At 61.3% G+C, this 12,601-nt stretch carries 15 protein-coding genes; 8 read left to right on the top strand and 7 right to left on the bottom strand.

Features of this window, described 5'->3' with window-relative positions; translation table 11 throughout:
- Positions 1–109: 109 nt before the first annotated feature.
- Both AC1DNW_RS28310 and AC1DNW_RS28315 read right to left on the bottom strand, forming a co-directional pair.
- The gene (locus AC1DNW_RS28310) at positions 110–481 is read right to left on the bottom strand and encodes a hypothetical protein (protein ID WP_477855099.1); all 372 of its coding nucleotides are present in this window, start codon (positions 479–481) and stop codon (positions 110–112) included.
- Complete coding sequence (locus tag AC1DNW_RS28315; RefSeq protein ID WP_477855128.1) at positions 465–878, bottom strand: YbaN family protein; 414 nt, start codon at positions 876–878, stop codon at positions 465–467. Before AC1DNW_RS28315 ends, AC1DNW_RS28310 begins: the two co-directional genes overlap by 17 nt.
- A 230-nt stretch (positions 879–1,108) precedes the next feature.
- Here AC1DNW_RS28315 and AC1DNW_RS28320 point away from each other — a divergent pair, with 230 nt between their 5' ends.
- Together AC1DNW_RS28320 and AC1DNW_RS28325 are read left to right on the top strand one after the other, a co-directional pair.
- The gene (locus AC1DNW_RS28320) at positions 1,109–2,020 is read left to right on the top strand and encodes an acetamidase/formamidase family protein (protein ID WP_477855100.1); all 912 of its coding nucleotides are present in this window, start codon (positions 1,109–1,111) and stop codon (positions 2,018–2,020) included.
- A 109-nt stretch (positions 2,021–2,129) separates the two neighbouring features.
- Positions 2,130–2,885: an IclR family transcriptional regulator gene (locus AC1DNW_RS28325; RefSeq protein WP_477855101.1), complete on the top strand. Its 756-nt coding sequence runs from the start codon at positions 2,130–2,132 to the stop codon at positions 2,883–2,885.
- Between the two features lie 301 nt (positions 2,886–3,186).
- Here the strand turns inward: AC1DNW_RS28325 and AC1DNW_RS28330 are convergent, their stop codons facing one another.
- The 5 genes from AC1DNW_RS28330 to pcaQ form a co-directional block, all read right to left on the bottom strand.
- The gene (locus AC1DNW_RS28330) at positions 3,187–3,771 is read right to left on the bottom strand and encodes a class I SAM-dependent methyltransferase (protein WP_477855102.1); all 585 of its coding nucleotides are present in this window, start codon (positions 3,769–3,771) and stop codon (positions 3,187–3,189) included.
- 71 nt (positions 3,772–3,842) lie between these two features.
- Entirely contained in the window at positions 3,843–5,213 is a 1,371-nt protein-coding gene (locus AC1DNW_RS28335; RefSeq protein WP_477855103.1) for a sensor histidine kinase, read from the bottom strand.
- Positions 5,210–5,887, bottom strand: a complete 678-nt coding sequence (locus AC1DNW_RS28340; RefSeq protein ID WP_477855104.1) for a response regulator transcription factor — start codon at positions 5,885–5,887, stop codon at positions 5,210–5,212. Before AC1DNW_RS28340 ends, AC1DNW_RS28335 begins: the two co-directional genes overlap by 4 nt.
- An 81-nt stretch (positions 5,888–5,968) precedes the next feature.
- Positions 5,969–6,907 carry an NAD(P)-dependent oxidoreductase gene (locus AC1DNW_RS28345; protein WP_477855105.1) on the bottom strand — a complete coding sequence of 313 codons (939 nt, stop codon included), beginning with the start codon at positions 6,905–6,907 and terminating at the stop codon, positions 5,969–5,971.
- A gap of 21 nt (positions 6,908–6,928) precedes the next feature.
- Entirely contained in the window at positions 6,929–7,867 is a 939-nt protein-coding gene (pcaQ, locus tag AC1DNW_RS28350) for a pca operon transcription factor PcaQ (RefSeq protein ID WP_477855106.1), read from the bottom strand.
- Between the two features lie 93 nt (positions 7,868–7,960).
- On the opposite strand from pcaQ, the gene pcaD reads away from it, so the two are divergent.
- From pcaD to AC1DNW_RS28380, 6 genes are all read left to right on the top strand, one after another.
- Positions 7,961–8,764 carry a 3-oxoadipate enol-lactonase gene (pcaD, locus tag AC1DNW_RS28355; RefSeq protein WP_477855107.1) on the top strand — a complete coding sequence of 268 codons (804 nt, stop codon included), beginning with the start codon at positions 7,961–7,963 and terminating at the stop codon, positions 8,762–8,764.
- Complete coding sequence (gene pcaC / locus AC1DNW_RS28360; RefSeq protein ID WP_113296855.1) at positions 8,761–9,159, top strand: 4-carboxymuconolactone decarboxylase; 399 nt, start codon at positions 8,761–8,763, stop codon at positions 9,157–9,159. The genes pcaD and pcaC overlap by 4 nt, the downstream gene beginning before the upstream one ends.
- A 10-nt stretch (positions 9,160–9,169) precedes the next feature.
- Positions 9,170–9,919, top strand: a complete 750-nt coding sequence (gene pcaH / locus AC1DNW_RS28365) for a protocatechuate 3,4-dioxygenase subunit beta (RefSeq protein WP_477855108.1) — start codon at positions 9,170–9,172, stop codon at positions 9,917–9,919.
- A gap of 1 nt (position 9,920) precedes the next feature.
- Complete coding sequence (pcaG, locus tag AC1DNW_RS28370; protein WP_113296857.1) at positions 9,921–10,532, top strand: protocatechuate 3,4-dioxygenase subunit alpha; 612 nt, start codon at positions 9,921–9,923, stop codon at positions 10,530–10,532.
- 96 nt (positions 10,533–10,628) lie between these two features.
- Positions 10,629–11,675: a 3-carboxy-cis,cis-muconate cycloisomerase gene (locus AC1DNW_RS28375; protein ID WP_477855109.1), complete on the top strand. Its 1,047-nt coding sequence runs from the start codon at positions 10,629–10,631 to the stop codon at positions 11,673–11,675.
- Between the two features lie 62 nt (positions 11,676–11,737).
- Positions 11,738–12,505, top strand: coding sequence for an SDR family oxidoreductase (locus AC1DNW_RS28380; RefSeq protein ID WP_113296859.1), 768 nt, complete (start codon positions 11,738–11,740; stop codon positions 12,503–12,505).
- Positions 12,506–12,601 lie beyond the last annotated feature (96 nt).

The raw sequence follows: 12,601 nt of genomic DNA on the forward strand, positions 1-12,601 counted from the left end.
CGAGACAAGACTGGCAGAAGAGAAACGCTCAAAAAGGTGGGAGACACGGCCACGCTACCGGGAGGCTCGACTTGGCGGGACTGCTTTCAGCCGTGTCACGCTGTCGGGCTTAGCGTCCCCTGTTTTCCCGCGATACCGGCAGTGTTGTGCTTTCCCAATGCCACTCGACATTTCCGGGTACGAAACCGAGCTTGGTGTTCCTGCGGCCAATAATTCGGCGGCTTCCGGTATTCGGCGCCAGATGATCAATATCCGTCAGGAACGCGTCGAAACTGTCACGCCAGCGTGGATCAATGTGGTGGTCGGACGCAAGCATGCGTCGATATTGTTCCCGCAGGAACTTGTGCTTATGAGTTTTTGGCATGGCGCTCGGGTGGGAATGTTGGGGTGTGGGAGCAATAGCGAGCGGGCCGTATAATTTGAGTTTACGTTCGTTGTAAAGTGCCTCTTGTCGCAAACATAGATCAGCGGTCGCTTTCATCCGGCGCGCTGCGCCTGGCGGAACCCGGCCGCGAAGCGACGTAGGCAGCGCAAGCCAGGATCAATGCACCGATGATGATCGCGAGGGGAACAGATGGCTTCGAAGTAACGAAGAATATCGCGTATCCGGCCGACATCCCCGTCAAGGCTAAAATCTTGGATTTCCGGGAAATCGCCCCGTTTTCACGCCAGTCGCGTAGCGAGCCGCCAAACCGACTGCGCATCAGATAGGCCTCCAAGCGTGGGGATGACCGGCTGAAAAACCACGCAGCCAGGATCAGGAAGATCGTCGTCGGCATGAGCGGAAGGATGGCACCGATAATTCCAAGACCGACCATCAACAGACCAAGGCAAATATAAACCGCCCGTTGGAACGAACTGCGCGGCGGGCCGGGCATAGAATTCAATTCACGCACTCCTCATCAGATCGTCAGCCTCACGATGGCCTGCAACGAAAGAATTAAGAATCTCCTGCTGGCCCACATCTTGGGGTCGCGGTACCATATTTCACCACACACCTATGGAAGCCTGAATATTTCACGTCGACGGTCGCCCGACAGATGCGTAAGTTCGTCGAACCAGCACGTCACCCTGCACGCCCATTCCCAACCCGAGCGGAACACCCAGAATGACGACCCACCCTTTCGTCGCAACTGCCTTTTACAATGTTATTGGAACCATGCCTCCGGCTTTGACGGTCGCGAGCGGCGACACAGTCGTAACCCGCACACTTGACGCATGGGGCTACGACGAGAACGACGTCCGGCAGGCAAGCGGCCCAAATCCCATGAACGGGCCAGTCTTCGTCGAGGGTGCCGAATCCGGAGATGCCCTCAAGGTCGAAATTCTGGACATGAAACCCACAAGGGACACTGGGTTCACGCGCAGCGTGTTGGCGGCAAATGTCATTGATCCCGAGGCCGTTCGCGACCTTCCAAGATCTGAAAAGACGCTGTGGGATATCGACCGGCAAGCGATGACTGTGAAATTGAAGGAGCCGGTTGCCGGCATCGAAAATCTGGTTCTGCCATTGTCGCCGATGATCGGATGTTTCGGCGTAGCGCCGAGCCTTGGCCAGGCGATCTCAACGGCCACGAGCGGTGCGTATGGCGGAAATATGGATTACCGCGTGCTCGGTCCCGGCGCGACGATCTGGTTCCCCGTCTTCGCGCCCGGCGCATTGTTCTTTCTTGGCGACTGCCATGCGGTCCAGGGTGACGGCGAAATCGTCGGCACTGGTGTAGAGACGACGTTCGAAGTCACTGTCCGGCTGACGGTTGAAAAGGGAAGGCCGATATCCTGGCCGAGGGCCGAAACTGTTGATGATATCATCACCATCGGCAATGCAAGGCCGCTCGATCAGGCTCTGCAGCACGCGACGACCGAAATGTTGAACCTGCTTGTTATAGACTATGGCCTGACGGCGGTGGCGGCCAGCCATCTCCTCGGCCAGGTGATCCGGTACGACATAGGCAACGTCTTCGACCCCGCATATACGGTCGCCTGCCGGATCGAGAAGAAATGGCTTCCCGCGCGCTGACCAATCGCCGCCTGCAACGGTTAGCGACCGAAACCTCACACGGTCATCGGTACGACCAAAGATCCGGTAATCCCAACTTCCGAGCCAACACGAGAAAACCAGACAACCGATGCGGGAAAGTGATTTTGTCAGCGGCTTCGCCCGCGGCCTCAAGGTGATCGAAGCCTTCGGCGAAATGCATCGTCGGCTATCCATCACCGATGCCGCGAAACTCACCGGCCTCGACCGCGCCACGGTGCGCCGCTCGCTGCTCACACTCGCCGAGCTCGGTTACGCCGATTATGACGGCAAATTCTTCACGCTGACACCAAAGATCCTGCGGCTTGGCCATGCCTATCTGGAGGCGACACCGCTGCCGGTGCTCATCCAACCGCATCTCGATGCCCTCTCCGAGAAGGCCGGCCAGAGCGCGTCGGCGTCGGTGCTCGATGATACCGAGATCGTCTATATCGCCCGCGCCTCACAGCGCCGCGTCATGTCGATCAATCTGACGCCCGGAAGCCGGCTTCCCGCCTATTGCGCCTCGATGGGTCGTGTGCTGCTCGCCATTTTGCCGGAGGCCGAGGCCCGGGCTGTTCTTTCCAGAAGCCAGCTGAAGGCGAATACGCCGAATACGAAGACCGACCTCGAGGAATTGATGGCCGAGTTCCGGAAGGTTCGCGCACAGGGCTATGCCCTCATCGATCAAGAGCTTGAACTCGGCCTCTGTTCGATCGCCGTGCCGGTCGAGAATGACCGTGGCCAGACGGTCGCCGCCATCAATATCGGCGCGCCGGCAGCCCATGTGCCGGCGGTCGAGATGATCGCGCGCTACCTKCCGCTGCTGAAGGAAACCCAGGCCACGCTGCGCACCGTGCTGCGCTAACGCATGTCGCACAAGTGTACGCGGTWTCCGATAACGACATGCTTCAACAAGGGCTGAAAGCGTGGCAAGCAATCTGAAGGATCGCGACACGTGTTAGAAATGCCGAACCATCCAGCCGGCTAAAATCAGCGCGCCGTTCCAGACGACGTAGCCGATTCCGAGCCTGCAGTCAGCCCAAAAAACAGGTCAATGCCGACGGATGGGGCAACCTGCACAAGTTTTTCCAGCATCGCGACAATCATCACACCACAGAGGCCTGTCGCAAGGATACAGGTCACGAAGTCATGCAAAGCCACACCCGTCATTCCGGCCGGTTTGCAATGCGAAAGACGCTGGCGGGCGGGATATTCAGGCGCACCCGGCCGAGCCTCTCCGCCTGCAGCCCGAACTCATCGAGCACGTCCGACGGTACCGAGCAGGCATGGCCGTAGGTGAACTGGTAGAAGGCGCCGCCACGTTCCAGCAGGCTGAAGCTGCCGCCGACAATGGCCCGGATGATCTCCCTTGGCATATTGCGAAAGGGCAGTCCGCTGACGATTGCCGCCTGCAGTCCAAGTTCTGCCCTGCAGGCCGCGAGCTCGCGCGCATCGCGCTGGAGAATAACCACGTCAGGAAAACGCTGCCGCAGCGGGGCGATGAAGCGGGTTTCAAGCTCCACCAGTGTGAGGTCTCGCGCCGGCAGGCCACGTTTGAGAAGCGCCGCGGTGAAAACCCCTGTGCCGGGGCCCAGCTCCAGCACTTTGCCGGCCGAAGGCCCGATCTCGCTGGTGATCAACCGCGCCAGCCGCCCTCCCGAGGGCACGATCGCGCCGATTTTCCTGGGCTCGGCGAGAAGGGCACTAAAGAAGGCGGCCAGCGGCGGCTGTTGCATGCGGGTCTCCAGCATCGATCATCCGATTCCGGTATTCCCCTTTCAAATGATGCGAGCATGACGTGCACCCGCACCATCGAAAAGATTCATGCAGTCTGGGCCGTCGGCTCGAAGCTCATATTGAAGCTCGCCCCACCGCCCTCTGCATCCGAGACCCACACGCTTCCGTGGTGCAGCTTGACGATCTCGCGCACGAGATGGAGGCCGAGCCCGATGCCCTGGCTGCGACCGTTCGCACGCTGAAAGGGCTCGAAGATCCGCTCCCGGTCCTCTGGCGCGATACCAGGGCCTTCATCGCTGACGGAAATCTGCGCGGGGTGCTCTACGGCAATGGTGATCGTGCCGCTCCTGCCGCCGTGCTGAATGGCGTTCTGCACCAGATTGGCAATTGCCCGTTCCAGCGCGATCTCGTCGCCCAGAATGCGTTCCGGCATCGAGCGCAGTTCGAAATTCGCCTGATAGCCGGCGGCGATGATCAGCGGCGCAAGCTCGGCGGCCTGGCGCCGCGCGATGGTCGCAAGGTCGATGGAGCAATCCGGCACGGGCTCCTGATTGAGCCGCTGCAGGTCGAGCAGCTGCTGGGCCAACGTCGAAAGACGGGCCACATCTTCCAGCAGCCGGTTGGTCGCTTCCGTCGGCGGCATGGTCTCCAGCCGGTTCTGCAGAATAGCGATTGGCGTGCGCAGCTCATGAGCCGCGGCCAGCATGAAGCGTCGCTGCTTGTTATGATCGTCGTCGAGGCGCTGCAGCGTCTCGTTCATGGCGATCACCAGCGGCGCCACCTCCTCGGGCACGTTTTCCAGCGGCAGGCGATAGCCGCGGGTGGTGCCGTCAATACCCTGGGCTGCCTGCGCCACTTCGTTCAATCCGCGGTGGATGCCGCGCGCCACGAAAGGCGTGACCGCCAACGTGATCAGGCCGGTCAGCAGGATAACCGGCAACACGACGCCGGAAGCAATCGCCACAAAGACGACGAGCAGCTTGCCGGCCGGAAGGCTGCCCTGCCGGCCGACGATGACGAGCAGGTCGCCGTGATCGCTCTTGACCTTCTGCAGGCGCGCGGCAATCGTCGCAGGGTTGTCCTCATCCCCATTGAAGCGCGCCTCAGCGATGTCGGTGCCTGAAGCGGCGATGGTGAGATATTGCGCCGGCACATTGCCGTCGGTCAGCACGTGACCCTGCTCGTCGCGCACCAGAAACCAGAAATCGGTCGCCTTCTCACGCTGGTAATCCAGATCCTTGGTATTGGTAATGCGCATCGAACCGTCAGGGTCCCAAACAATCGACCCYGTCGCAGCGTCGATTGCATGCTCGTCGGGAGCGAATATTCCGCTCATGCCGGAGATCCAGAAGACGAAGGCAAAGGCGATTGCGATCAGCACCAGGGTCGCGGCCTGCAGAGCCACCAGCCTGCGGATCAGCCGCCATTTCAGCGAATAGAACTTCATCTTCTTCATGGTCGGGCCTGTCGGATCAGGTAGCCGACGCCGCGGATCGTATGGATTTCGACCCCGGCGCACGCCGCATCGAGCTTGCGGCGCACGCGCGAGACATGCGCATCGAGCGCGTTGGACTGGATCTCGTCATCCATGCCATAGACCGCTTCTTCGAGACTGGAGCGCTCCACCGTGCGGCCGGCCCGGCGCATCAGCGCTTCCAGCACCAGCAATTCGCGGCGCGGCAGTTCAAGCGCCACGTCGCCGACACGAGCCTCGCGGTTGCGCAGGTCGAAATGCAGCCTTCCGAGGCACAGGCTCTCGATCTCGATATTGCCCGGACGGCGCAGGATCGCTCTCAATCGCGCCATCAACTCCTCGACGGCGAAGGGTTTGGCGAGATAGTCGTCGGCGCCGAAATCGAGCCCCTTGATCCGGTCTTTCAGATCGCCGCGCGCCGTCAACATGATCACCGGGACAGCCGGCTGGATACGACGCGCGTCGGCGATCAGTTCCAGCCCGTCGCCATCAGGCAGGCTGCGATCAAGCAGCAGGGCATCATAGCTGTTCAGTCGCACGGCCTCTTCGGCCGCCTCGATGGTTGAAACGTGGTCCGTGATGATATTGTTGTTGCGGAGCGCCGCCACTAGTACGGCGGCCATTTCCGGTTCATCTTCCGCCAGCAAGACGCGCATTCGACCGTCCAACTTCAAAAACCGCTCTCTGCACAGGCAAGATTGCGTCAGCATGACGCCAAATGCCAGACCGGTATAGCGTCAGTCCCCGAAAGGAAGGCTGATTGCCTCGGTCCGCGCTTCAAAGGCGCGAACGACGGCTGCCATATCCTCCCGCCCGAAGCCCAGATTTTCAGTCTCCGCATAGAGCGCATGGCAGGCATCGAGCAGCGGCGAGGCGATTCCCGCCTGCCGCGCCGCTTCCGCCACCAGTTCGTTGTTCTTCAACACGTCTGAGATCGCCGCCTGCACGGAGAAATCCCGTTCCACCAGCTTGGCGCTCTTGATCCGCGATATGCCGCTCGCCATCTGGCCGGCATCGACCACAGTCTTGAAAAGACCCATATCGAGCCCTTGCCGATCTGCGAAATGGGCGGCCTCCGCAAGCCCGGTCACCGAGGTGATCAGGAAGATATTGACGGCAAGCTTCATCAACAACGCATTTGGCACTGCGCCGCAGACGACCGCCTCCCGGCACATCGGCGTCAGCAGCGGACGGACCTCTTTTACGACATCCGCGTCTCCCGCAAGCATCGCCACAAGCTGGCCCTCCTCCGCCGGCCGGCGCGAACCCGAAACGGGCGCCTCGACATAGYGACCGCCGACGGCACCGATATCCGCTTCAAGCGCTTTCGAATAGGTGGGTGTAGTCGTTCCCATGTGGATGACGACATGCTCGGCAACCCGTTCTGCAAAGGCCGGCGTGTCACGCTCGAGAACCGCATCGATTACCACGTCCGTCGCAAGCATCAGGATCACGACTTGGGACTTGCGGAAGAGCTCGTCAATGCCGGCGGCCACCTCAGCACCGGCGGCTCGCAGCGTCTCCGCGCTCTCCGGCGAACGGTTCCAGACAATGAGATCCGTGCCTGCGCTTAGGAGATTGAGCGCCATCGGCGTGCCCATCACACCGAGACCGATGAAGCCTGTTTTCATGATTGCCGCCTCTTCAGATGCCTGGGGCGACAAATCTACGAGCAATCGCAGCGACTGTCTTGAAGGTTAGTGCTCAGACGCAGGCTGGCCGGAAATTTCCAACGCCGCCTCACGGATCGTCTGCATGAGGATCGACAGCGGCAGCGAGGGAATGGAATCGGTGCGCACCGTCAGTCCGACCGGCCCCTTCGTCTCGCTGGTATCGATCGGCAGGGCGGCAAGCACACCGTCGGCAATATCGCGCGCCACCACGCCGTTGGAAATGATCCAGATTGCGTCGCTGTCACGCACGAAAGCACGGCCGAAGGCGTCCGAAACGGTCTCGATCTGGCTCGGCAGGCTGGCTACGCCATTGGCAATCAGGAAATTTTCCACCACCGGGCGGATGATCGAACCGCGGGTCGGCATCAGCAGCGTATAGCGGCCGAGCTCGGCAAAGAGCGATTTTCCGCCGGTGAGCAGCGGATGGCCGGCGCGCACGACAAAGACCACCTGCTCGGAATAGAGGTGCTCGAAGGAAAAACCCGTCATGCGTTCCGCTCCTGCCAGACGCCCGACGACGAGATCGAGATCGCCGATGCGAAGCTGCTCCAGCAATACAGCATTGTCGCCGGTGATGATCTTCACCCGGCTCCAGGTGTTTTCCTTGAGAAACAGATCCATCGCCCGCGGCATGATGCGCGTCGAAACCGTGGGCAGCGCGCCGATGCGGACTGGCGGCGCATCGCCAAATTGCTCCTGCGAGACGGAATCGAGCCCCTGTCGCAATGCCGTCAGTGCGGCACCTGCATGGCGCAGGAAGACTTCTCCATAACGCGTGATCCGGATGCCGCGCCCATCGCGCTCGAAAACGCCGACACCGAGCGCCTGTTCCAACTCACGTATCGTCTTCGTCACTGCCGGCTGGCTGACATGCAGGAGTTCGGCCGCCTTGATCACGCTTTTCTGCCGCGCCACCTCGACAAAGGTCTGCAGATGGCGAAACTTGATGCGGCTATCGATCATTGCTTTCATAACCCACGAGTTATCGAAAAGCTGAAAAATATCATTTTACTTAACCGAATCAACTCACCAAATTGGAAGTGGAGGAGATTTAAAGTGCAATTTGCCAGTATCAACGACGTGACGATCCACTACCAGCTGATTAGCGGGCCTGCCGACCGGCCGGTTATCGTCTTTGCCAATTCGCTCGGCACGGACTTCCGTATCTGGCGCGATGTGATCGTGCGTCTTGCCGGCGACTTTGCCATCGTCCTCTATGACATGCGCGGCCACGGCCTGTCCGATGTCGGCCAGGTGCCCTACGCTATCGAGGACCATGCAACCGATCTTGCCGGCCTGCTCGACCTGCTGTCGGTGAAAGATGCAATCATCTGCGGTCTTTCGGTCGGCGGCCTGATCGCCCAGTCGCTCTACCAGCACCGCCCGGATCTGGTGAAGGCGCTCATCCTCTGCGACACCGCGCACAAGATCGGCACGGCAGAGAGCTGGAACAACCGCATCGCCGCCGTCGAAAAGAACGGCATTGCCAGCATCGTCGACATGGTGATGGAGCGCTGGTTCACCCCGGCCTTCCGTCGCCCGGAAAACATCGCCTATGCCGGCTACTGCAACATGCTGACCCGCCAGCCGGTGGAAGGCTATGCCGCCACCTGTGCGGCGATCCGCGATGCGGATTTCACCGAGGCTGCAGCCAGGATCAAGGTGCCGACCATCTGCGTCGTCGGCGATCAGGACGGCTCGACGCCACCRGATCTGGTGTTGTCGACGGCCAAGCTGATCCCCAACGCACGCTATGAAGTGATCAAGGCCTGCGCCCATATTCCGCCGGTCGAGCAGCCGGAGGCACTGACCGCGATCATCCGCGCCTTCCTCTCATCCATAGGAGAAAAGAGCCCATGAGCGACACCGCGTCCGAACGCTTTAAGCAGGGCATGGCAACACGCCGCTCGGTTCTCGGCAATGCCCATGTCGACCGCGCGCAGGCGGCCTCCACCGAATTCGACAAGCCGTTCCAGGAGCTGATCACCGAAGCGGCCTGGGGCCATGTCTGGTCGCGGCCGGAGCTTACGAAGCGCGAGCGCTCGATGATCACGATCGCGCTGCTTGCAGCCCTCGGCCAGGATGACGAGGTGGCGATGCATGTGCGCGCCACCGCCAATACCGGCGCCTCCCGGGAGGATATTCGCGAGGCGCTGCTGCATGTGGCAATCTACGCCGGCGTGCCGGCCGCCAATCATGCGATCAAAATCGCAAAACAGGTTTTCGAGCAGATGGACGCCGGCAAGGCGGCCTGAGGGGGAGAGAATGTCCGACTTACCGAACCGCAAGCCAGAGACCGGCGCCTTTTTCGGCCGCGACCGCGCCTGGCATCCGCCGGCCTATACGCCGGGTTACAAGACCTCGATCCTGCGTTCGCCGCAGCGCGCACTGCTGTCGCTCGACGGAACGATCTCCGAAATCACCGGTCCGGTGTTCGGCCATGCGACGATCGGCGAGATGGACAATGACCTGATCCACAATTTCGCCCGCCCCGGCGAAAGCGCCATCGGCGAGCGCATCATCGTGCACGGCCGCATACTGGACGAGCGCGGCCGCCCCCAGGCCGGCGTGCTGGTGGAATTCTGGCAGGCCAATGCCGGTGGACGCTACCGCCACAAGAAGGAAACCTATCTTGCCGCCATCGACCCGAATTTCGGCGGTTGCGGCCGTTTCGTCACCGATGAGGAAGGCCGCTATTCCTTCCGTACCGTGCGGCCCGGTGCCTATCCCTGGCCGAACGGCGTCAACGACTGGCGCCCGGCCCATATCCACTTCTCGATCTTCGGCCACGGCTTCTCGCAGCGCCTGATCACCCAGATGTATTTCGAAGGCGACCCGATGATCTGGAAATGTCCGATCGTCGGCTCGATCCCGGACAAGGCGGCGATCGAGCAGCTCATCGCCCCGCTCGACTGGGGCAATACGATCCCGATGGATAGCCGCGCCTACAAGTTCGACATCGTGCTGCGCGGCCGTCGTTCGACCATGTTCGAAAACAAGCCGGAGGGGAACTGACATGCAGGAACTCGGTTATCTCAAGGAAACCCCGTCCCAGACCGCCGGCCCCTATGTGCATATCGGCCTGACGCCGAATTTCTGCGACATTACGGGCGTCTATGACAGCGATCTCGGCACGCAGATGGTCAATGACAAGACGCTCGGCGAGCGCATCACCGTCAGCGGCCGCATCTTCGACGGCGCCGGCGCACTGGTGCGCGATGCCGTCATCGAGATCTGGCAGGCCGATAGCGCCGGCCTCTACAACAGCCCCTCGGAAATGCGCGGCACAGCCGATCCGAACTTCACCGGCTGGGGCCGCTGCCCTACCCGCGCCGAAGACGGCGTCTACTCCTTCGAGACCATCAAGCCCGGCAAGGTTCCCTTCAAGGACGGCCGCAAGATGGCCCCGCACATCACCTTCTGGATCGTCGCCCGCGGCATCAACATCGGCCTGCACACGCGCCTGTATTTCCCGGAAGAGCAGGAGGCCAATGCGGCGGATCCGATTCTGTCGCGCATCGAGCATCGCGAACGTGTGGCAACGCTGATCGCCACCCGTGACGGGGCGAAGCTGAGCTTCGATATCTATCTGCAGGGGCCGAAGGAAACGGTGTTCCTGGATATTTGAGCCATCTACAGACGGCTTGCCCGCAATCCGTTGGGCAAGTAGCGTCGGTGTAGGTGCCGACGGGTGAACGGGGATTGCCATGAAACGAGATGCCAGATGACCACATCCCCCTTCGACCATCCCTTCCTCTCCGGCTTGCTCGGCGATCCTGAAATTGCCGCTTACTTCTCAGCCGAAGCCGATATTCGGGCGATGCTTTCCTTTGAGGCAGCACTCGCCCAGGCCGAGGCAAGCCATGGCCTCATTCCAGCGGAGGCGGCACGGAAGATCGGCGAGACCTGTGCAGGTTTTGCGCCTAATATGGACAGCCTGAAGGCGGCGACCGCAAGGGACGGCGTCGTCATTCCCGATCTCGTCCGACAGCTTCGGCAGGCCATCGGCGAAGAGGCGGCAAAACACCTTCATTTCGGCGCAACCAGCCAGGATGTCATCGACACCAGCCTCATGATGCGGCTGAAGTCAGTGACCTTCCTTTTCGGCGGGCGTCTGCATGCCATCATCACCGGACTGACCGCCCTTGAGCGGCAGTTCGCAGGCAATCGCCTGATGGGCCACACCCGCATGCAGGCGGCGATCCCCATAACCGCTGCCGATCGTATCGCCGCCTGGCGCGCGCCGCTGGAGGCCTACCGCGACCGGCTGACGGAGCAGACCTTCGCCCTCCAGTTCGGCGGCGCTGCCGGCACGCTCGAAAAACTCGGGGCCGAGGCATCCGCTGTGCGCACCTCGCTGGCGCAGGAACTGGGGCTGACAGACGAGCTGCAATGGCAGAGCCGGCGCACACGTATTGCCGATCTCGCCAATCTCTATTCGTTGATCTCGGGCAGCCTCGGCAAATTTGGACAGGACGTCGCGCTGCTCGCCGAAGCGGGAGGCGAGATCGAGCTCGGGGGCGGCGGCACATCATCGGCGATGGCCCACAAACAGAACCCGATCGCTGCCGAAACACTGGTGGCGCTTGCCCGTTTCAATGCCACACAGCTTTCGGCCATCCACCAGTCGCTCATCCATGAACAGGAGCGATCTGGGGCCGCCTGGACGCTCGAATGGCTGGTGCTGCCGCAGATGGTCATGGCGACCGCCGCTTCATTGCGGCTGGCAAAGGAACTGACAGGCAATATCAAACGTCTGGGGACAGACTGATCACCTTTGCGCAGCAGCGGCAAAACCGGCTATGCAGGGGTAATGATTTCAGGAGTGATCCCGTGACCTTTCCGCTCTTCGATCTTTCCGGCCGCCGTGCTCTCGTGACAGGCTCGAGCCAAGGCATCGGCCACGCTCTAGCGCTTGGCCTTGCAGAACACGGGGCTTCCGTCATCATCAACGGCCGCAATGCCCAGAAAGCGGAGGCCGCCGCCAAGGCGATCCGTGAAAATAAGGGCCATGCCGTCAGTGCGGCCTTTGACGTCACCGACGCCGAGGCCTGCCGTTCGGCGATCGACTATATCGAAGCGGAAATCGGCCCGATCGATATCCTCGTCAACAATGCCGGCATGCAGTTTCGCACGCCACTGGAGGACTTCCCTGTCGAAAAGTGGGACGAGCTTTTCCGCACCAACGTTTCCAGTATCTTTTATGTCAGCCAGCCCGTCGCACGAGCAATGATTGGTCGCGGCCGCGGCAAGATCATCAACATCGCCTCGGTACAGGCCGAACTCGCCCGCCCAAATATCGCGCCCTATACGGCGACCAAGGGCGCCGTGCGCAATCTTACCCGTGGCATGGCGACTGACTGGGCAAAACACGGTTTGCAGGTCAATGCCATCGCGCCGGGTTATTTCAAGACGCCGCTCAACCAGGCGCTTGTCGATGATCCGAAATTTTCCGCATGGCTTGAAGCCCGTACGCCGGCCGGCCGCTGGGGGGATGTCAAAGAACTGGTGGGCGCCGCCGTCTTCCTGGCATCCGACGCATCGTCCTTCGTCAACGGTCACATGATGATGGTCGACGGTGGGATCACAGCGTCACTTTGAGGTTAATCGCCTCCGCCGTCACCACCGCCATCGCCGCCGTCAAAACTCGCTTCAAAACCGCCTTCGGCTTGACCATGAGCTGAACGCCCTGAGAAA

The sequence above is a fragment of the Rhizobium sp. 05L429 genome (assembly GCF_056397645.1).

Excerpts from the sequence above, each read along its gene's own strand:
- AC1DNW_RS28310 (WP_477855099.1), bottom strand. The coding sequence starts at position 481 with ATGAAAGCGACCGCTGATCTATGTTTGCGACAAGAGGCACTTTACAAC.
- AC1DNW_RS28320 (WP_477855100.1), top strand. The coding sequence starts at position 1,109 with ATGACGACCCACCCTTTCGTCGCAACTGCCTTTTACAATGTTATTGGA.
- AC1DNW_RS28315 (WP_477855128.1), bottom strand. The coding sequence starts at position 878 with ATGCCCGGCCCGCCGCGCAGTTCGTTCCAACGGGCGGTTTATATTTGC.
- pcaC (WP_113296855.1), top strand. The coding sequence starts at position 8,761 with ATGAGCGACACCGCGTCCGAACGCTTTAAGCAGGGCATGGCAACACGC.
- AC1DNW_RS28340 (WP_477855104.1), bottom strand. The coding sequence starts at position 5,887 with ATGCGCGTCTTGCTGGCGGAAGATGAACCGGAAATGGCCGCCGTACTA.
- pcaH (WP_477855108.1), top strand. The coding sequence starts at position 9,170 with ATGTCCGACTTACCGAACCGCAAGCCAGAGACCGGCGCCTTTTTCGGC.
- AC1DNW_RS28375 (WP_477855109.1), top strand. The coding sequence starts at position 10,629 with ATGACCACATCCCCCTTCGACCATCCCTTCCTCTCCGGCTTGCTCGGC.
- pcaG (WP_113296857.1), top strand. The coding sequence starts at position 9,921 with ATGCAGGAACTCGGTTATCTCAAGGAAACCCCGTCCCAGACCGCCGGC.
- pcaQ (WP_477855106.1), bottom strand. The coding sequence starts at position 7,867 with ATGATCGATAGCCGCATCAAGTTTCGCCATCTGCAGACCTTTGTCGAG.
- AC1DNW_RS28330 (WP_477855102.1), bottom strand. The coding sequence starts at position 3,771 with ATGCTGGAGACCCGCATGCAACAGCCGCCGCTGGCCGCCTTCTTTAGT.